At 60.4% G+C, this 17192-nt stretch carries 19 protein-coding genes; 12 read left to right on the forward strand and 7 right to left on the reverse strand.

Annotated features, from left to right (window positions below):
- Positions 1-146: 146 nt before the first annotated feature.
- On the forward strand, positions 147-1148 hold the full coding sequence (locus AC1DWG_RS02210) for a FecR family protein (RefSeq protein ID WP_477762005.1): 1002 nt from the start codon (positions 147-149) through the stop codon (positions 1146-1148).
- A 57-nt stretch (positions 1149-1205) separates the two neighbouring features.
- Here AC1DWG_RS02210 and pvdQ read toward each other — a convergent pair whose 3' ends face one another.
- Positions 1206-3545 (reverse strand): bifunctional acylase PvdQ, encoded by a 2340-nt coding sequence (pvdQ, locus tag AC1DWG_RS02215; protein WP_477787173.1) that lies wholly within the window; start codon positions 3543-3545, stop codon positions 1206-1208.
- 724 nt (positions 3546-4269) lie between these two features.
- On the opposite strand from pvdQ, the gene AC1DWG_RS02220 reads away from it, so the two are divergent.
- Positions 4270-4641 carry a fe2+ zn2+ uptake regulation protein gene (locus tag AC1DWG_RS02220; RefSeq protein ID WP_477762007.1) on the forward strand — a complete coding sequence of 124 codons (372 nt, stop codon included), beginning with the start codon at positions 4270-4272 and terminating at the stop codon, positions 4639-4641.
- Positions 4642-4649: 8 nt separating this feature from the next.
- Here AC1DWG_RS02220 and AC1DWG_RS02225 read toward each other — a convergent pair whose 3' ends face one another.
- Positions 4650-4838, reverse strand: a complete 189-nt coding sequence (locus AC1DWG_RS02225; RefSeq protein ID WP_477760646.1) for a hypothetical protein — start codon at positions 4836-4838, stop codon at positions 4650-4652.
- 156 nt (positions 4839-4994) lie between these two features.
- On the opposite strand from AC1DWG_RS02225, the gene AC1DWG_RS02230 reads away from it, so the two are divergent.
- Positions 4995-5132, forward strand: a complete 138-nt coding sequence (locus AC1DWG_RS02230) for a hypothetical protein (RefSeq protein WP_477762008.1) — start codon at positions 4995-4997, stop codon at positions 5130-5132.
- Positions 5133-5139: 7 nt separating this feature from the next.
- On the opposite strand, the gene AC1DWG_RS02235 is transcribed toward AC1DWG_RS02230, so the two are convergent.
- Entirely contained in the window at positions 5140-6063 is a 924-nt protein-coding gene (locus AC1DWG_RS02235) for a LysR family transcriptional regulator (RefSeq protein WP_477762009.1), read from the reverse strand.
- Between the two features lie 117 nt (positions 6064-6180).
- Between AC1DWG_RS02235 and AC1DWG_RS02240 the strand changes: the two genes are divergently transcribed.
- Positions 6181-7176 (forward strand): aldo/keto reductase, encoded by a 996-nt coding sequence (locus AC1DWG_RS02240; RefSeq protein ID WP_477762010.1) that lies wholly within the window; start codon positions 6181-6183, stop codon positions 7174-7176.
- A 47-nt stretch (positions 7177-7223) separates the two neighbouring features.
- Here AC1DWG_RS02240 and AC1DWG_RS02245 read toward each other — a convergent pair whose 3' ends face one another.
- Positions 7224-7754, reverse strand: a complete 531-nt coding sequence (locus tag AC1DWG_RS02245; protein ID WP_477756235.1) for a hypothetical protein — start codon at positions 7752-7754, stop codon at positions 7224-7226.
- A gap of 384 nt (positions 7755-8138) precedes the next feature.
- Here AC1DWG_RS02245 and AC1DWG_RS02250 point away from each other — a divergent pair, with 384 nt between their 5' ends.
- From AC1DWG_RS02250 to AC1DWG_RS02280, 7 genes are all read left to right on the forward strand, one after another.
- Positions 8139-8585, forward strand: coding sequence for a DUF411 domain-containing protein (locus AC1DWG_RS02250; protein WP_477762011.1), 447 nt, complete (start codon positions 8139-8141; stop codon positions 8583-8585).
- Positions 8585-9019 carry a YqaA family protein gene (locus tag AC1DWG_RS02255; protein ID WP_477762012.1) on the forward strand — a complete coding sequence of 145 codons (435 nt, stop codon included), beginning with the start codon at positions 8585-8587 and terminating at the stop codon, positions 9017-9019. Before AC1DWG_RS02250 ends, AC1DWG_RS02255 begins: the two co-directional genes overlap by 1 nt.
- An 83-nt stretch (positions 9020-9102) precedes the next feature.
- Positions 9103-10128: an alpha/beta fold hydrolase gene (locus AC1DWG_RS02260; RefSeq protein ID WP_477787174.1), complete on the forward strand. Its 1026-nt coding sequence runs from the start codon at positions 9103-9105 to the stop codon at positions 10126-10128.
- 13 nt (positions 10129-10141) lie between these two features.
- Positions 10142-11095, forward strand: a complete 954-nt coding sequence (locus AC1DWG_RS02265; protein WP_477762014.1) for a D-2-hydroxyacid dehydrogenase family protein — start codon at positions 10142-10144, stop codon at positions 11093-11095.
- 347 nt (positions 11096-11442) lie between these two features.
- On the forward strand, positions 11443-11985 hold the full coding sequence (locus AC1DWG_RS02270; protein WP_477787175.1) for a tetratricopeptide repeat protein: 543 nt from the start codon (positions 11443-11445) through the stop codon (positions 11983-11985).
- A gap of 66 nt (positions 11986-12051) precedes the next feature.
- Complete coding sequence (locus tag AC1DWG_RS02275; protein ID WP_477762336.1) at positions 12052-12534, forward strand: RNA polymerase sigma factor; 483 nt, start codon at positions 12052-12054, stop codon at positions 12532-12534.
- Positions 12534-13295: an anti-sigma factor gene (locus AC1DWG_RS02280; RefSeq protein ID WP_477787176.1), complete on the forward strand. Its 762-nt coding sequence runs from the start codon at positions 12534-12536 to the stop codon at positions 13293-13295. Before AC1DWG_RS02275 ends, AC1DWG_RS02280 begins: the two co-directional genes overlap by 1 nt.
- A gap of 45 nt (positions 13296-13340) precedes the next feature.
- Here AC1DWG_RS02280 and AC1DWG_RS02285 read toward each other — a convergent pair whose 3' ends face one another.
- From AC1DWG_RS02285 to AC1DWG_RS02295, 3 genes are all read right to left on the reverse strand, one after another.
- Positions 13341-13616: a hypothetical protein gene (locus tag AC1DWG_RS02285; protein WP_477762017.1), complete on the reverse strand. Its 276-nt coding sequence runs from the start codon at positions 13614-13616 to the stop codon at positions 13341-13343.
- Between the two features lie 110 nt (positions 13617-13726).
- Positions 13727-15028 (reverse strand): ATP-binding protein, encoded by a 1302-nt coding sequence (locus AC1DWG_RS02290; protein ID WP_477787177.1) that lies wholly within the window; start codon positions 15026-15028, stop codon positions 13727-13729.
- Positions 15029-15032: 4 nt separating this feature from the next.
- Entirely contained in the window at positions 15033-15734 is a 702-nt protein-coding gene (locus tag AC1DWG_RS02295) for a response regulator (protein ID WP_007970971.1), read from the reverse strand.
- A 293-nt stretch (positions 15735-16027) separates the two neighbouring features.
- On the opposite strand from AC1DWG_RS02295, the gene AC1DWG_RS02300 reads away from it, so the two are divergent.
- Positions 16028-17185, forward strand: coding sequence for an efflux RND transporter periplasmic adaptor subunit (locus tag AC1DWG_RS02300; protein WP_477762019.1), 1158 nt, complete (start codon positions 16028-16030; stop codon positions 17183-17185).
- Positions 17186-17192: the final 7 nt, after the last annotated feature.

Genomic DNA, 17192 nt, shown 5'->3' on the forward strand with positions numbered 1-17192 from the left:
CCGTCCTATGGATACTGCTACCCAAGCAGCAAGTGTTCCAGAGGCGAGGCGTTGAAAAAAAACTACGCATTGATGGTTAAATGCCATGACTGATGTTCTCGCAGACTTCCCCCCAAGGTTAGAATGCACGAAATCAGGATGAGCCAATGACCGACCACACGCTCTCGGAAGCCGAATACGACGCCATCACCGATGCCGCTGCGCATTGGTGTATGCGTTTGCACGCCAATGACTGCACCGAGCAAGAGCGCCAGGCGTTCGAGCAATGGCGTGATGCGCATCCGCTCCACGCCTTCGAGTACGAAGCGATGCTGGAGATCTGGGATGTCGCTGGCGACCTGCCGCGTCCCGAGCCCGTCGTGCCTCTGGTTCGCACTCAACCGGAAAACCCGTGGCGGCGCCTGGGTATTGCCGCGGCGATATGCGCACTGGCACTGCCTTTGGCCGGTTATGGCGGCTGGCACCTGGGCTGGGTACCGAACGCGTACCAGCATTTCGAAGCGACCGACAATGTTCGCACGGTCACCTTGAAGGACGGCAGCCAAGTGGAACTGAACCTGGGCAGCGAGCTGACCTACAGCAACTACAAGGATCAACGGCAAGTCACGCTGAAAAAAGGCGAAGCCTTTTTCAATGTCAGCCATGACACCCGTCACCCGTTTGTGGTCAAGGCCGCCGAAGGCCGGATTCGCGTGACCGGCACCCAATTCAACGTCTGGATGTATGAAGACCAGGTCAAGGTCAATCTGATCGAAGGCTCGGTACTGGTCAGCAGCAACGCCGGCCAGCCCGGTGACGGCTTGCGCCTCGACCCGGCGATGCAGGCCGGTTATCGCCACGGCGACTTCATTCCCCGCGTCAGCCAGACCTATGACAATGACAGTTCGCTGGCCTGGCGCCAGGGCAAACTGGTACTCGACGATCTGGCACTGAGCGATGCACTGCCCTTGATCAATCGCTACCTGGACAAACCGTTGATGGTCGCTGACAACAGCACCGGCTCGATCCATATCGGCGGCATCTACAACATCAGAGAGATCAACGGCCTGGTGAAGTCCTTGCCGCGGGTCCTGCCGGTCTACCTGACCCGTAACCAGAACGGCAATCTGGTGGTCAACGCGATTCCGCAAACATCCCCGAAAAGCTGAAAAGGCCGCCACCCTTGCGGGGTGCGGCCTTCAGCGTTCATGCAATGCTCCACGACCTTACTGCGCAGTCACCTTTGCATCCTGCTGACGAATCGTCTGCACCTGATAGTTCGGATCGGACAGGATCTGTTGCTCGGTAAAGGGCAGCACGCTCCATTGCTTCCTGGAAAAGGCCTGCGTCTGGTCCCGTGAAAACTTCGAGGCCGGGTCACTGGACAGCGAGAACGCGAGGAGCCCTTTGGCCTGTGGTCCGTTTTCGTCAAAGGTCACCACTTGCAGGTAACTGGTGCCGCTGACCACTTCGCGCTTGCCATCGCTGCGCGGCACGCTCTGGATGGCGTTATAGACGCCCAGCGTCCCCGGTCCGCCGTGGATTGGCGTCTGTTTCCCGCCGCTGCTGACCACCTGGATATCGCCCCAACGGCTGTCCGGCTTGAGACCTGACGCCTTGACCTGTTCAGCCGAAGCCAGCATCGCTGCCCGTAGCGCCATCGCTACGTCCGGGTGATCGACCGCGAGTCCACGCGGAGTCTGTTGCGGGTCCGGAGGATCGAACGCCACGCGCCATACGTCCGGCACTTGTTCCAAAGACTCCATGACATTCTGGAAATGCACAAAGCCCAGACCACTGTTGAGGTTGGCCTTGCGGTCCCATGCCTTGAGGCTGGCGCACAGTGGCGTCAGCGTTTTTGCATCGGCACCGAGATCCGCCTCGCAGAATTGCAGCAGGTCCGGCATCACTTGATTCGCCTGATAAACCTGATCGTCCATGACCATGTGTTGTAAATCCGCCGCCCCGACCTGGATCAAGGTACTCAAACGCTCCAGGGCAAAACGTGATCGCAAACTCAATGGCTGGCCATCCTGGCTGATCAGCGGCGAATAGCCGGTCAGCGGTTGCGCCGGGTTGGCCATCCAGGCCGAATCGTTGGAGTGTTGGACAAAATCCTTGCGCAGCAATTGCGGTAACTTGTCCGCCGCATAGATACCCTGTTGTGGCGCCTGCGGGTCGATGTCCCAGGCACAGGCGCTGTTGGAACCGTCAAGGATGATCATCTGCAGGCCGATCCGCGGATCGCTGCACTGCGCCAGCTTGTCGACACTGACGTTGGGCACCACCGAGAGGTTCATGTACAGCGTCTGCCCCTGATCGTCGGCCGCCAGCGTGTTGACCCACGGAATGCCCTGGATCTTGTGCACCGAGGCCTGGAAGTCCTTGAGGTTTTCGGCGCGGTTCATCGCATGCCACTGCTGCAGGACGCGGTCGTTATCCAGATTGGCATCACGCAGGCTGAAGGCGTATTGATGATCCCAATCCAGTTTTCCCGGCCATTGCACCACCGGACCGAACTTCGAGCTGTAGACCACCCGGGAAATCGCCTGGACCTGCCCGTCCGCCTGCCTGACGTTGACGGTCAGGGTCTGCCTGTCCATCGGCAAGGACTGGCCGTCGAGCAGGTACCGGGTCGAATCCTTGGGATCCAGTTGCAGGCGGTACAGCGTGAAGTGTTTGGACGAATCCACGGTGTGGGTCCAGGCCAGATGTTGATTGAAACCGATGTTGATCACCGGCAGGCCGGGCAATGCCGCGCCCATCACGTCCAGCTTGCCGGGAATGGTCAGGTGCATCTGATAAAAACGCATGCCGCCCACCCACGGAAAGTGCGGATTGGCCAGCAACATGCCGCGACCGTTAAAAGAACGCTCGCTGCCGACCGCGACGGCGTTGCTGCCCCGGTCCAGGGCAAAGCGCTGCATCCGCGTCGCGGCCACCTGGAACGCCGGCTGCGCGTTTGCCGCCTGGGCCACGGCTTTGGGTGGCGTGGCACCGGCCAGGGCTTCGGCAAACTGGCCGACGCCGCCTTCGACCAACAGGCGCCGGGTCAGCTTGACCAGATCCATTGCCGTGATGTCGCGCACCCAATCGCCCTGGCACTGCGGCGGCAAACCCTGGGCGCGACGTTCGCTCAAGGCGCGGTTGTACCCCGCCACATAGCCTTCAATCAGCTCACGCACTGGCGGGGTCTGGGCCTGCCAGAAACCGGCGACCGCCTGCGGAGTGTTCAGCCAGGTGAAAAACACATCGCTGACCAGGTTCTCACGCTCCTCAACGGTGAACTGATCCGGCCCGAAATACCGCGAACGTTCGCCGTTCACCGTGGTGATCTCGTTGGCCAGCAGGCACAGATTGTCCTGGGCGTAGGCATAGCCGATGCCGTAGCCGAGCCCGCGTTCGTTGTCGGCGCGGATGTGCGGCACGCCGAAACTGGTGCGGCGGATGTCCGCGCTCGCTTGCGCAGGCATACCGCTCGCGCTCGCCCCAAGGCTCAGCCCCAGGCTCAAACCCAGAGTCACACCCGCCAGGCGCAACCTGGTTAACTGGCTGGAAATAATCACGCTCGCTCCTGATCGAAAAAAAGATGGCTACAGCTGCGCATACCCACTCGCACCGTGCCTCCCTGTAGGGACGAAGCTCACATCAAAAATTTAGGTTCTTCACGGAATCCCGGGGAACACATATAACGAAATATCTGTAGGGGCTGCCTTCGGCAGCTCCTACAGGGGAACGCGTGCACCACCAAACAACGAGGTCGAGCGTTAGCTCGCCTCGCGGTGCTGTTGCGGTGCACGCCCCCTCGAGAGGCCGAGCGCAGGTTCTGCGCAGTGGGCAACCCGGCATGGATGGCCGATCGCGGCGGGCCCACGGAGCAGGACCGGAGCGAGGGCATGCCGAGCCTGGGCGAGGCACCGAACGTCAGGGGCAAGAGCCCTTGGTTACTTGGGGCCGGGCGGCGTTCCGCTTTTCCAAGTGACCCGCCGTAAGGGCGGAACCCTAAGTGGCCGTTACCGCAGCAATGAATATGTACACCAGGAAGAAAATGGCCGGCCGTCAGTTGCCATCGCTGGCAAGCCAGCTCCTACAGGTATCGGAATTCCCCGGGATTGCGTGAAGAACCAAAATTTAGGATTTTACCGCGCATCGGCGCGTGGACTGACAGGTTGATCACACGATGGCGACAAATTTTCTACATTTGAGCCTTCATGATTTGCGCTGCTCATGCGTCTAGTCTTGCAAGAGCGCCCACTTTTTCCTGATCAGGCTCTGAAAAGGAGTTTTGCAATGTACAACTCGCAACTGCCAATGGACGGTAGCAATGCGCCAAAGGGTACTTCCATGGGAGTCAGCGTATTCGAGCCGCGTACCGATCGTCACCGCAACGAACGGATCAGGATCCTGCTCAAAAGCTTTGGCCTGCGCACCAGCCTGATCCGTCTGAAAGTCATCGATGCCCTGCTGACGGCCGCCGAAAGCGACCGCAGCCTTGGCGTGCGCGGCGTGCACAGCCAATTGCTGGACCTGGACATTCCCTTGTCGTTTCTCAGCGTGCGTGAAGTGCTCAAGCGCTTGTGCAGCGAAGGCGTGATTGTCCTCAATCCCGACAAAAGCTACAGCCTGCATCCCCAGGCTGCTGCCATTCTGCGCAACCAGTGATTGAATGATCAGGGCTTGACCTTGCGGCGCATCACGCCATTGACGACCACCACGACCACCGCCACGCCTATGGCGATGTACTGGAACATTTTTTCGCTGATGACGCCGGTGTTCTGCAACCAGGAAAGGCCAAACATGATCCCCAGCACCACCAGGGAGATCAGAATCGAGTATTTCAAACGTTGCGACTGAGTCATTGCGGGTTCCTGAATCTGAAAATGTATCCGGTTTGTATCGATACGCATACCAAGTGCCTACCCTGTTTCGGGGATAAACAACTACAAGCGGGGTCTCATGTTACAGCCGATGAAGAGTTTTAGCTTCATAACGGCAATAACCATGAGGACTTTCACATGTTGCGTCGAATCACATTGCTGATGCCTCTGCTGGCCATCCTGAGCTTGAGCGGTTGCATTGTTTTCCCCCACGGGGGCTGGCACCACGATCACCACGACGACCATGGCGGACCGGGTTACTACCAACATCGTTAACAGCTATTCAACCTCCTGAATCCTTTCGATAGAAGTCATTGCCGGGCTGGGCACACAGCTCAACCAGCCAATCGACAAACACACGTACCCGCCGGGATAACTGGCGGTGCGGCGGATAAAGCGCCGTCATCGGCATGCCCGGCGGCGGCACTTCCCCAAGCACTTCACGCAATCGCCCCTCCTGCAGTTGCCGGGCGACGTGATAGTACGGCGTCTGCACCAGCCCATATCCGGCCTCGCACGCTGCCAGATAACCATCGGCACTGTTGACCGCCACCTGCTTGGGCAGATCGACCGAATGCACCTGGCCATCCACGACAAACTCCAGCCCATAGCGTTTTGCGTTGCCGGAGATGTACTCGACCATCCGGTGCCCGTCCAGGTCGTTCAAGGTATGGGGCGTTCCGTGCCGCTGCAGGTAGTCAGGACTGGCACAGGTCACCTGATCCATCATCACCAGCGGCCGTGCCACCAGCGAATCGTCCAGCGGCGAGCCTGCGCGCAACACACAATCGACACCTTCGCGAATCAGGTCCACCGGCCGGTCATTCAAACCTATTTCCAGCTCGATCAAGGGATAGCGGGCCGTGAATTGCGGCAGCGCCGGAATCACCACCAGGCGCCCCACTCCCGCCGGCATGTCCACCCGCAACAAGCCCTTTGGATTGTGGCGCGCCGCGCTGAACACCGCTTCGGTCTCTTCAAGATCCGCCAGCAAGCGCACGCAACGCGGGTAATAGGCCGCACCGTCGAGCGTCAGGCTGATCTGCCGCGTGGTGCGTTGCAGCAGTTGCACCCCCAGATGTGCCTCCAGTTGCTTGATCAGGATGGTCACCGAGGCCCGGGGCAATTGCAGGCTGTCGGCGGCCTTGGCAAAGCCACCGAGTTCGACGATTCGGGTAAAGACGCGCATGGCGTTGAAACGGTCCATTGCTGGTTCCACCGACAGATTGTTTAGATTTAACGAACAGTGATAGCCGTTTTAGCCGGTTTATCTTGTTTCTGTCGAGGCGAACAATAGCGACTCACTTCACAGGGAGCTGATTTCATGCACACACGTCAATTGGGAAAAAACGGTCCGCAGGTGTCGGCCATCGGCCTGGGCTGCATGGGCATGACCGACTTCTACACCACCGGCACGGACACCCGCGAAGCCACGGCCACCCTGCATCGCGCGCTGGAACTGGGCGTCAACCTGCTCGATACCGCCGATATGTACGGCCCGCACACCAATGAAGAACTGATTGGCAAGGCCATTGCCGGCAAGCGCGATCAGGTGTTCCTGGCCAGCAAGTTCGGTATCGTCCGCGATCCGGCCAACCCCACCGCCCGGGGCGTCAACGGTCGGCCGGAATACATTCGCCAGTCCGTCGACGGCAGCTTGAAGCGTCTCGGCGTGGACACTCTGGACCTGTATTACCAGCACCGAATCGACCCACAGGTGGCTATCGAGGAAACCGTCGGCGCCATGGCCGAACTGGTCAGTGCCGGCAAGGTGCGTTACCTGGGATTGAGCGAGGCATCGGTGGCGACCCTGGAACGGGCACACAAGGTTCATCCGATCAGTGCGTTGCAAAGTGAATATTCATTGTGGAGCCGTGACCAGGAAGAAAACGGTTGCCTGGCGGCCTGCCAGCGTCTGGGCGTCGCCTTTGTGCCTTATAGCCCGTTGGGCCGAGGGTTTCTGACCGGCGCATTGAAAAGCCCGGATGATTTCGCGGCGGACGACTACCGTCGCTTCAGCCCGCGCTTCCAGGGCGAAAACTTCACGAAAAACCTGCTACTGGTGCAGCAAGTGCAGGCGCTGGCGGCGGAAAAAGGCGTGACGGCGGGCCAACTGGCGCTGGCATGGGTGCTGGCCCAAGGCGACTACCTGATTCCGATTCCGGGCACCAAACAACGTAAATACCTGGAAGAAAACGTGGCCGCACTGCAGGTGACGCTAAGCGCCGAAGAACTGCAAGCGCTGGAGGCGGTCTTTGCAGCGAATGCCACCGCAGGCCTGCGTTATCCGGAAGAAGTCATGAAACTGCTCGACCGCTAAGGGTTGCCGGCCCGCTCGATGAACCGGGCGGGCCGGGCAACATGGCGTCAGGCCTCTTCCGAGAGAACACTGCCGGGCCTCACCATGGGGCCGTTGTTCTTGCCGTAGGTTTCCAGGTTTTGCAGCACGTAGATCGCTTTTTTGAACTCGGGAACCAGGTAGTTGGCGTACTTGTTACCCTTGAGATTGTTATTCTGGATGTTCTCCAGTTGCGTGGCGAAATATTCCAGTGCATTGAACTTCGCATCAGGGTCCTTGATGCCAAACCGGTCGAACTTGTCACCGGCATTGCTCAGCGTGACCGCCGTCACATCACTGATCAGGCCGCGCTCTTTCAGAAAGACACTGAGACTGCCCATGGACTTGACTGAAATATCCGTAGGATCAAAACCCTTCATCTGCTTGCGCAATTTCATCTTGTCCATCTTGACTGTATCCAGCTCGACTGGATTGTTGCCCACCAGGTCAAGCATCTGCCTGACCTTGACGCTCTGGGGAACAGGCTTTGATCTGCTGGCGGTATCTCGCACCAACAGGCCCGCTTTCGCAGTCCAGGCGCCGGTATAACCGATAGTCATTGAAAACTCCTTGCTTGACCAAGTTAGGAGGTCAGGAGTATCGGCCGGAGCACTTGAGGCCACCAAACTTTAATTCGGAGTTTTAACAATTATCGTACAATTCAGATACATGCTGTAAAACTTCTTGTTTATTGGGTATTAGCACCCTGAAGAATGGTCCTTCAGACTTTTCTTACATGGCGACTAGTTGGTTTTCATCAACACCGATACTTACCCTCGGCATTTCAACCTGACGATTTTGTAATGCGCCCCTCATCTGCCTGACAGCGATGATCTACCATCATCTAACAGCGGATCTTTGTAGCAATTAGAAACACTCCTTGAATACCCGCCCAATAAAAAGGGTCAAAATGCGTTTTTTTGCCCGTTAACCGAGACGAACCCATGCGAAACCCTCTGCGTCTGATCGCCCTGAGCGCCCTGTTCATGTCCTCCCTGGCCCAGGCCGCCGACCTCATCCCGATTGAGGTTCATCGCGACGCCAACTGTGGCTGCTGCAAAAAATGGATCACTCATCTGCAGGCCAATGGCTTCAAGGTCGAAGACCACGTCGAAGCCAACATGAGTGAGTTCAAGCAACAGCATGGTGTGCCGCCGCGCCTGGCGTCGTGCCACACCGCGTTGATCAACGGCAAATTCGTCGAAGGTCATGTCCCGGCCGACCAGGTCCTGGCCCTGAGCAAGCGCGACGATCTGTTGGGCGTCGCCGCCCCCGGCATGCCCATGGGTTCGCCCGGCATGGAAATGGACGGCATGAGCGATGCCTATCAGGTCATTGGCCTGAAAAAGGATGGCACTGACGTGGTGGTTGCGGATTACCCCGCCCATTGATGTCCAGCGCGTACCTCGGGCTGTTTTTCGCGGCATTCGGTGCCGCCACGCTGCTGCCGTTGCAATCCGAAGCCGTGCTGGTGGGACTGTTGCTCAGCGATCGGTATTGGCTCTGGGCACTGCTGGCAGTGGCAACGTGCGGCAACGTTCTGGGGTCGCTGCTTAACTGGTGGCTGGGGCGCGGGATCGAGCGGTTCCGCGACCGGCGCTGGTTTCCGGTAGGCCCCCGACACCTGGAAAAAGCCCGGCTGCATTACCAACGCTACGGCCATTGGTCATTGCTGCTCAGCTGGTTGCCGGTGATCGGCGATCCGCTGACGCTGGTCGCCGGGGTCATGCGCGAGCCGCTGGGACGCTTCCTGCTGATCGTCACCCTGGCCAAAGGCGCCCGCTACGGCGTACTGGCCGTGGCGACTTTGGGCTGGATGGGTTGAACCATCAAGGGCGGCGATTGCCTGTGTTTAATGTGGCCCTAATCGAGTCGACCCAGCATGCGGATTTTCCATGGAGCTCTCCCATGTCGCGCCCCCTCACCCGCTGGTTACCCGGCCTGTTGCTGACCGCCGCCCTGCCCGCCATAGCCCACGCCGAAGGACCGGCATACGGCCCCCAATTGCAAGGTTTCGACTACCCCTACACCCTCAAGCACTTCGCCTTTGAATCCCAGGGTCAATCCCTGCAAATGGGTTACATGGATGTTGCCGCCCACGGCAAGGCCAATGGTCGCAGCGTGGTGCTGATGCACGGCAAGAATTTCTGCGGCGCCACCTGGGACACCTCGATCAAAGCCCTCAGCGACGCCGGTTATCGGGTCATCGCCCCGGACCAGATCGGCTTCTGCACCTCCAGCAAACCGGCGCACTATCAGTACAGTTTCCAGCAACTGGCGACGAACACCCAGCAATTGCTCAAGGCGCTGGGCATCCAGAAAGTCACCCTGCTGGGGCATTCCACCGGCGGCATGCTTGCCACTCGCTATGCCTTGCAATACCCCGAACAGGTCGAGCAACTGGCGCTGGTCAACCCCATTGGCCTGGAAGACTGGAAAGCCCTCGGTGTGCCCTATCGCACCGTGGACCAATGGTACGAACGCGAACTCAAACTCAGCGCCGACGGGATCCGAACCTACGAGCGCACCACCTATTACGGCGGCCGCTGGAAGCCGGAATTCGATCGCTGGGTCGACATGCTCGCCGGCCTGAACAAAGGCCCGGGGCATATGCAAGTCGCGTGGAACTCGGCGCTGATCTACGACATGATCTTCACCCAACCGGTGTACTACGAATTCAAGGACCTGAAAGTGCCGACCCTGCTGTTGATCGGAACGTCCGACACTACCGCCATCGGCAGTGACATCGCCTCCCCCGAAATCAAGGCGAAGCTCGGGCACTACGAGGTCCTCGGCAAACAGGTGGCCAAGCTGATTCCCCAGTCCACGCTGGTCGAATTCCCTGGCATGGGCCACGCGCCACAGATGGAAGAACCGGCACAATTCCACCAGGCCCTGCTCGCCTGGCTGAACAAGACCAACCCCGTGCGTTGAAGAGGAAAGGCTGATGCCTGTGCAGATTGCAGTGCTTGATGATTGGCAGGATGTGGCGCGGGATGTGGTGGACTGGTCGGCGCTGGACAGCGTCGGCCAGGTGAGTTTTCTCCATGATTACCCCTCCGATAACCCAGCCCTGGCCGAGCGCCTCGCCGGGTTCGAGGTGATCTGCGTGATGCGCGAGCGCACCCGTTTCGATGAAGACCTGCTGCGCCGCCTGCCGAAGCTCAAACTGCTGGTGACCGGCGGCATGCGCAACGCCGCCCTGGACCTGAAAGCCGCTGCCGCGCTGGGCATACAGGTCAGCGGCAGCGACAGCTACAAACACGCCGCACCGGAGCTGACCTGGGCGCTGATCATGGCCGCAACCCGCAATCTGGTGGTCGAAGCCAATGCCCTGCGTGCCGGCCAATGGCAACAAGGCCTGGGAGGCGACCTGCATGGCAAGACGCTGGCCATCCTCGGCCTGGGCAGCATCGGCCAGCGCGTCGCGCAGTTCGGTCAGGTGTTCGGCATGCGCGTGATCGCCTGGAGTGAAAACCTCACGGCCGAACGAGCAGCACAAGTCGGTGTGACCCATGTCAGCAAGCAGGAACTGTTCGAACAGGCCGACGTGCTGTCGGTGCACCTGGTGCTCAGCGACCGCAGTCGGGGCCTGGTGGACGCGCAAGCATTGGGCTGGATGAAACCCACGGCGCTGCTGGTGAACACCGCTCGCGGACCGATTGTCGATGAAGCGGCACTGATCAAGGCGCTGCAGAAACAACGGCTGGCCGGTGCCGCTCTGGACGTCTTCGAGCAGGAGCCGCTCCCTGCGCACCATCCGTTCCGGACCCTGGACAACGTGCTGGCAACACCCCATGTCGGGTACGTGAGCCAACAGAACTATCAGCTGTTTTTCTCGCAAATGATCGAGGACATTCAAGCCTGGGCGGCGGGCACACCGATTCGTCCGCTGGGTTGATAGCTCGTCATCATGCTTCGTTGGAGCACCGCCCAGATCTTCTATTCGACGAAATTCGTATGTGGGAGCGAGCCTGCTCGCTCCCACAGGGATCTTCAGCGCACATAAAGCTGTGTAAGGCACAAATCCATGCCTGCGCCCCGATATGAGCTTTCCTTGAAAACAACGCAAGATCGCAGTGAATAATTGTTCATGCTGCGGTGTTCTCATGACATCAACCATGAGCATGAGATTGCCGGGGCAGTCAGGCCCCTTCAATTGTTCAAGCCGTTGGCTGGCTCAACCTTGCGCTGCCTCTGGCGGGGCGCGACCTGATCTGAAACGCCTGAACCTGTGGAGCAAAGCCCATGAATATTCGTTTTGCCGTTCTGATGACCCCGCTGTTGCTGACCGTTGCGTTGTCCGGCTCCCTCGTCCTGGCCAACGGTGGTGGCGGCGGTGACGACATGCCCACCAGACCCACCTGCCCGAAAGGTCAAGTGCTGGATACCCGATCGAATCGGTGCGTCAGGCAGACCAGCAACCTGGTGCCGGACGAAGACCGCACCAACTATGCCTGGCAACTGGCCAAGGACGGACGTTACGAAGAGGCCCTGGCCCTGCTCGACACGCTGAAACAGCCAAATACAGCAAAAGCACTGAACTATCGCGGCTACGCCACGCGTAAACTGGGACGCACCGACGAAGGCATCGGCTATTACCTGCAATCGGTGAAGCTCGACCCGCAATACGCGCAAGTCCGCGAATACCTCGGCGAGGCCTATGTGATCAAAGGCCGGCTGGATCTCGCGCAGGAACAACTGCAGCAGATCAAATCCATTTGCGGCAGCACTCAATGCGAGGAGTACCAGGACCTGGCCGACGCCATCAACGACTCATCGAAAACCTGAAAACCTGAGCGGACGGAGGTCGCCATCGCCAGCGATCAGACAATACGAACGGAACTGAACCAGCATCTGGCGCGTTTATGGCGCTACGGCCTGCTGTTGTCCCGTCAACGGCATGTTGCCGATGACCTGGTGCAGGCCACCTGCGTGCGGGCGTTGGAGCGGGCCGGGCAATTCGTGGCGGGAACGCGCATGGACCGCTGGCTGCTGAGCATTCTGCATTCGATCTGGCTCAACGAAATCCGCGCCCAGCGGGTGCGTCAGGGTCAGGGTCAGGTGGATGCCGATGAGGCCTTGTCGTTCGATGGTGAATCGGTGGCCCAGACCCATGTGTTGGCGGCACAGGTCATCCGTCGCGTCGATGCGTTGCCCGAGACCCAGCGCGAAACAGTGTTTCTCGCCTACGTCGAGGGCTTGTCCTACCGCGAAGTCGCCGACGTGCTGCAAGTGCCCATCGGCACGGTGATGAGTCGCCTGGCCGCCGCCCGGGCGAAACTGGCCGAATATCCACCGTTGCACACGGTGCCGCACCCTTACCGAGGAGAACATTGATGAGCGCGAGAACCTCGGACGAACAACTGGTGGCTTACCTCGACAACCAACTCGATGCCGAGCAGCGCTCGCACATCGACGCGGCCATCATCGCCGACCCGATGCTCGGCCTGCGCCTGCAATGGCTGGATCGCAGCAGCCTGCCGTTCAAGGACGCCTACGATGAATTGGCCCGGCAGGCGCCGGTGGATCGTCTGCAAGCCATGCTCGCGACGCTGTCCTCGCCCGTCCGCCCCGGGCTCAACCGGCGCTGGTTCCTTGCCGCCGCGGCCGCACTGTTGGCCGGCGGCGTGCTGGCGGACCGGTTGTTCCTCGGCTGGCAAGCGAGCCAGCAGACCCACAACTGGCGCGGCCTGGTGGCTGATTACATGGCGCTCTACGTGCCGGAAACCCTGGATCATTTACCCGCTGATGAAGCCGCGCAACGGGCACAACTGCGGACCATCGATGCGCGTCTGGGCCTGGACCTCGCGCCGGCAAAACTGAGCCTGCCCCGTGCCGAGTTCAAGCGCGCGCAAATCCTCGAGTACGACGGTGTGCCCATCGCCCAGATCACCTACCTCGATCCGGCGCACGGCCCCATGGCGCTGTGCGTCACCCGCTCCAACAGCGGCAGCCGCCATTTCGCCCGGGAACAGCGGCGCGAGCTGAACATCGTGTATTGGGCTGACATGGAACACGCCTGGATGCTGATCGGGCATCAACCGATGACGGATCTGGAGGAGATGGCGAAGTTGTTGCGCAATCGGTTGAGCGCTTGAAGCACAGACAATGGCTTGCGGGATCGAAAAAGACCCCGCAAGCCATCAAGTTGTCCAGATATCGACGCCCGCCCTCTCAAGGTCGTGTGCCCTCGGCAGCTCTCCGTCAGCCCCCTTCGTCATCGTATATTTCACTGCATCGCCAACAAGAAAACAGGCGCGACCCTCTGCGGTGATGTTGGGTCCAATCCTGATCGCCAATCTGCTATAGCCGCCATCGGGCAGGACCATCGCGAATTTTGTCGACACACTCTCGACTTTGACGTCCCGGATTGCACTGATCGTGCCTCGCCCGCTGATTTTTATTGTTGGCGCGTTCATTCTTCTCCTCCAGCCTACCGCCTTCTCTTGAGGTCGCAGACCAATGAAACGCGCAAGCGCAGCGTCTTGCTACTGTCAAACCTGACAGATGTTGCTGCCGCTCGTCGTAATCAAGCCGAAATCGGCAACCACAAACGAAACCGCGCCCCGCCCAGCGGCGAGGCTTCCACCGTCAGCGTGCCACCCTGCGCCTCCAGTGCGCGGCGGCTGATCGCCAGCCCCAGACCAAATCCGCCAGTGGCGCGGTCGCGGCTGCGGTCGAGGCGGTAGAACGGTTCGAAGATCCGCTCACGCTCGTCATCCGGAATGCCGATGCCGTCATCGTCGACCCAGATCTCACAGCCGCCGGCATACACCTGCACACCGATCTGGATTCGTTTTTCGCAATAGCGCATGGCGTTGCGCAGCAGGTTTTGCAGGGCACGGGCGGTCAGGCGCGGGTCCAGGCTGAAGCGTTCGAGCTGGCCGTGCAGCAGCACGTCGATGACGATTTCCGGGGATTCCAGCTCTTCATCGACGCTACCAAGGATGCTGTCGATGAACTCATCCAGCGACACTTCGACCTGCTCCGGCAGTTGCGCCGGGTTTTGCAGGCGACTGTAGGACAGCAACTCCAGCACCAATTCATCGAGTTCCCGAATGTGCGCCACCAGGCTTTGCAGGCGCTCGCGACTGGCCGCCGGCAAGTCGTCGGACAGCGCCAGCGCCAGGCCGAAATCCAGGCGCGTCAGTGGGGTGCGCAACTCGTGGGACACCGCATTGAGCAAGTCCCGCTGCTGGTTGAGCAGGTTCTCGATGTCGCCGGCCATGGTGTCGAAAACGCTGGCCAGGCTGCCGATGTTGGAACTCGGGGAAATTTGCGTGCGCTCGCTCAAGTGGCCCTTGCCAAAGCGTTCGGCCGCGCCCTTGAGGCGTTCCAGATCACGCCAGTGCGGGCGCAGCCACAGCAACAGACACGCGAGCATGGTCGCGCCGATCAGCACGTTGATGCTCCAGTACAACAGGTTGACGTCCAGCGGATCGGGTGGCACGACCATTTGCACCACGGTGCGCTCATTCAGCGGTGCGACCGCCAGCGTGCGCCAGCCCCAGTCTCCGACGCGCACGACGTTCTCGCCGCGGCGCAAGCGCTGCTGTTCATCAGGCGTCAGGCTGCTGTCGTCATTGCCACTGAGCACGATGTGCAGTGGATTGAAGTCCTTGTCCATTTCAGCCGCCAGGGCTGTCCACTGCTCGGCCGGTGCTGCGTGAAACTGTTTGACGATCAGCGTTTGCAACCCGCGGGAGTAATCGAGGTTGTAGGTGACAAAGCGCTCGTGGAACACCTTGACCACCAGATCCGGCACCAGATAGATCGCCGCACTGAATGAAACGATGGTCACCAGGTACAAACGAAAGAGGATTCTGAACATCGGCTCAGCATTCCCATTCGGAACGGCTGAACAAGTACCCCTTGCCCCACACGGTCTTGATCTTGCGCGCCTCGCCGGCGTGGTCGTCGAATTTGCGCCGCAACTTGGAAATCGCTACGTCCACCGAACGGTCGGTGCCGTTGAACTCGATGCCGCGCAGGCGTTGCAGGATCTGGTCGCGACTCAACACCTCACCGGCATGCCGGGCCAGCACCACCAGCAGGTTGTACTCACCGCTGGACAGGTCCACCAATTGCTCGCGCCAGGTCACGGTGCGTTCGGACAAATCGATGCACAGGTTGCCCATCAGAATGCGGTCATTGGCGGTCTGCGGCTCGCTGAGGCTGCTGCGGCGCAACAAGGTTCGCACCCGGGCCAGCAGCACCCGCGGCTCACAGGGTTTGGTGACGTAGTCGTCGGCCCCCATTTCCAGGCCCAGGACCTGGTCGTGGCTGTCGTCGCGGGCGGTGAGCATCAGGATCGGCAGGGTCGCCGAATCGGCGCGCAGCAGGCGACAGACTTGCAAGCCGTCAAGGCCAGGCAGCATCAGGTCGAGGATCACCAGGTCCGGCGGATTGAGCCGCGCACGTTCGCGCACATGGTCACCACGACCGATCACGCTGACGGAATAACCGTTGCGCTCCAGGTAGCTGGCAATCAGTTCGGCGAGGGCGGTGTCGTCTTCGACCAGGAGGATGTTGGGCATGGGGTGTTTCCAGAAAGAGCCGTGGCACCTGTTCCGGCCTCTTCGCGGGCAAGCCCGCTCCCACWGGGATTTGAGGTGAACACAAAGGATATGAACACCACCGACCACTGTGGGAGCGGGCTTGCCCGCGAAGGCGGCCTGACAGGTGCAATAAAATTCAAGGACTGAAGGATATACGCCCTCACTCGTCTCTGAGTAAAACCCTTACACAATTTCACACAGCACCAACAAAGCTTCACCGCTACCCTCGCCTGCGCCCAGTAGGATGCTGGGAGTCTTTATTGGGGTATTACATGTCAAAGAATCTGCTTGCCAGGCTCAGTCTGATTGCTCTGGCGTTGACACTGGGTGCGTGCGACAAGGCCTCGAACGCCGAGGAACAGGCGCCGCTGGCCACGGTTCGCATCGAGACCATCGAAGCGCAACCACTGACCATCAGCAGCGAACTGAGCGGACGGATTGCCGCACCGCGCATGGCCGAAGTGCGTGCCCGCGTGGCGGGCGTGGTCCTGCAGCGGACCTTCCGTGAAGGCAGTGACGTGAAACAGGGCGATGTGTTGTTCCGCATCGACCCGGCGCCATTCAAGGCTGACCTGGACAGCGCCGAAGCGGCGTTGCGCAAGGCCGAGGCCAACGCGTTCCAGGCCAGATTGCAGGAACAGCGCTACGCCCAGTTGATCGACGACAAGGCCATCAGCGGTCAGGACTACGACAACGCCCGGGCCAACGCACGGCAGACCGCCGCCGACGTCGCCGCCAACAAGGCGGCGGTGGAGCGCGCCCGGTTGAACCTCGGTTATGCCACAGTCACGGCGCCGATTTCCGGGCGTATCGGTCGCGCGCTGGTCACCGAAGGCGCGCTGGTCGGGCAGAACGAAACCACGCCGCTGGCGCTGATTCAGCAACTGAACCCGATTCACGCCGACCTGACCCAGTCCACCCGTGAACTCAACGAGCTGCGCCGCGCCTTCCGTTCCGGCCAGTTGCAGCAGGTCGGCCAGGACCAGGCCAAGGCCACGCTGATTCAGGATGACGGCAGCCTCTACCCGCTGCCGGGCAAAATGCTGTTCAGCGACATCAGCGTCGACCCGGGCACCGGCCAGATCATTCTGCGCAGTGAGTTCCCCAACCCCGACCTTGACTTGTTGCCCGGCAGTTTCGTGCGCGTACGCCTGGAACAAGCGGTCAACCGGCAGGGCATCAGCGTGCCGCAACGGGCCATCCAGCGCGACAGCGCCGGCATCGCTCAGGTGCTGCTGCTCGACGGCGAACAGCGGGTCGGCCAGCAACCGGTCGAACTGGGCGCCGTGCAGAACGATCGCTGGATCGTCACCGGCGGCCTGAAAGCAGGCGACCGCATCGTCATCGAGGGCCTGCAGCACGCCCGCGTCGGCGAGAAAGTGCAGATCGACGACACCCCTCTTCCACTTGCCCAGGTGACTGGTCAGTAAGCAGGAC

The organism is Pseudomonas sp. P4_B3 (genome assembly GCF_056402295.1).

Bases quoted from the DNA above. Each gene is read 5' to 3' on its own strand.
- AC1DWG_RS02210 (WP_477762005.1), top strand. From the start codon at position 147: ATGACCGACCACACGCTCTCGGAAGCCGAATACGACGCCATCACCGAT.
- AC1DWG_RS02220 (WP_477762007.1), top strand. From the start codon at position 4,270: ATGTACAACTCGCAACTGCCAATGGACGGTAGCAATGCGCCAAAGGGT.
- AC1DWG_RS02225 (WP_477760646.1), bottom strand. From the start codon at position 4,838: ATGACTCAGTCGCAACGTTTGAAATACTCGATTCTGATCTCCCTGGTG.
- AC1DWG_RS02230 (WP_477762008.1), top strand. From the start codon at position 4,995: ATGTTGCGTCGAATCACATTGCTGATGCCTCTGCTGGCCATCCTGAGC.
- AC1DWG_RS02235 (WP_477762009.1), bottom strand. From the start codon at position 6,063: ATGGACCGTTTCAACGCCATGCGCGTCTTTACCCGAATCGTCGAACTC.
- AC1DWG_RS02240 (WP_477762010.1), top strand. From the start codon at position 6,181: ATGCACACACGTCAATTGGGAAAAAACGGTCCGCAGGTGTCGGCCATC.
- AC1DWG_RS02245 (WP_477756235.1), bottom strand. From the start codon at position 7,754: ATGACTATCGGTTATACCGGCGCCTGGACTGCGAAAGCGGGCCTGTTG.
- AC1DWG_RS02250 (WP_477762011.1), top strand. From the start codon at position 8,139: ATGCGAAACCCTCTGCGTCTGATCGCCCTGAGCGCCCTGTTCATGTCC.
- AC1DWG_RS02255 (WP_477762012.1), top strand. From the start codon at position 8,585: ATGTCCAGCGCGTACCTCGGGCTGTTTTTCGCGGCATTCGGTGCCGCC.
- AC1DWG_RS02260 (WP_477787174.1), top strand. From the start codon at position 9,103: ATGTCGCGCCCCCTCACCCGCTGGTTACCCGGCCTGTTGCTGACCGCC.
- AC1DWG_RS02265 (WP_477762014.1), top strand. From the start codon at position 10,142: ATGCCTGTGCAGATTGCAGTGCTTGATGATTGGCAGGATGTGGCGCGG.
- AC1DWG_RS02270 (WP_477787175.1), top strand. From the start codon at position 11,443: ATGAATATTCGTTTTGCCGTTCTGATGACCCCGCTGTTGCTGACCGTT.
- AC1DWG_RS02280 (WP_477787176.1), top strand. From the start codon at position 12,534: ATGAGCGCGAGAACCTCGGACGAACAACTGGTGGCTTACCTCGACAAC.
- AC1DWG_RS02285 (WP_477762017.1), bottom strand. From the start codon at position 13,616: ATGAACGCGCCAACAATAAAAATCAGCGGGCGAGGCACGATCAGTGCA.
- AC1DWG_RS02290 (WP_477787177.1), bottom strand. From the start codon at position 15,028: ATGTTCAGAATCCTCTTTCGTTTGTACCTGGTGACCATCGTTTCATTC.
- AC1DWG_RS02295 (WP_007970971.1), bottom strand. From the start codon at position 15,734: ATGCCCAACATCCTCCTGGTCGAAGACGACACCGCCCTCGCCGAACTG.
- AC1DWG_RS02300 (WP_477762019.1), top strand. From the start codon at position 16,028: ATGTCAAAGAATCTGCTTGCCAGGCTCAGTCTGATTGCTCTGGCGTTG.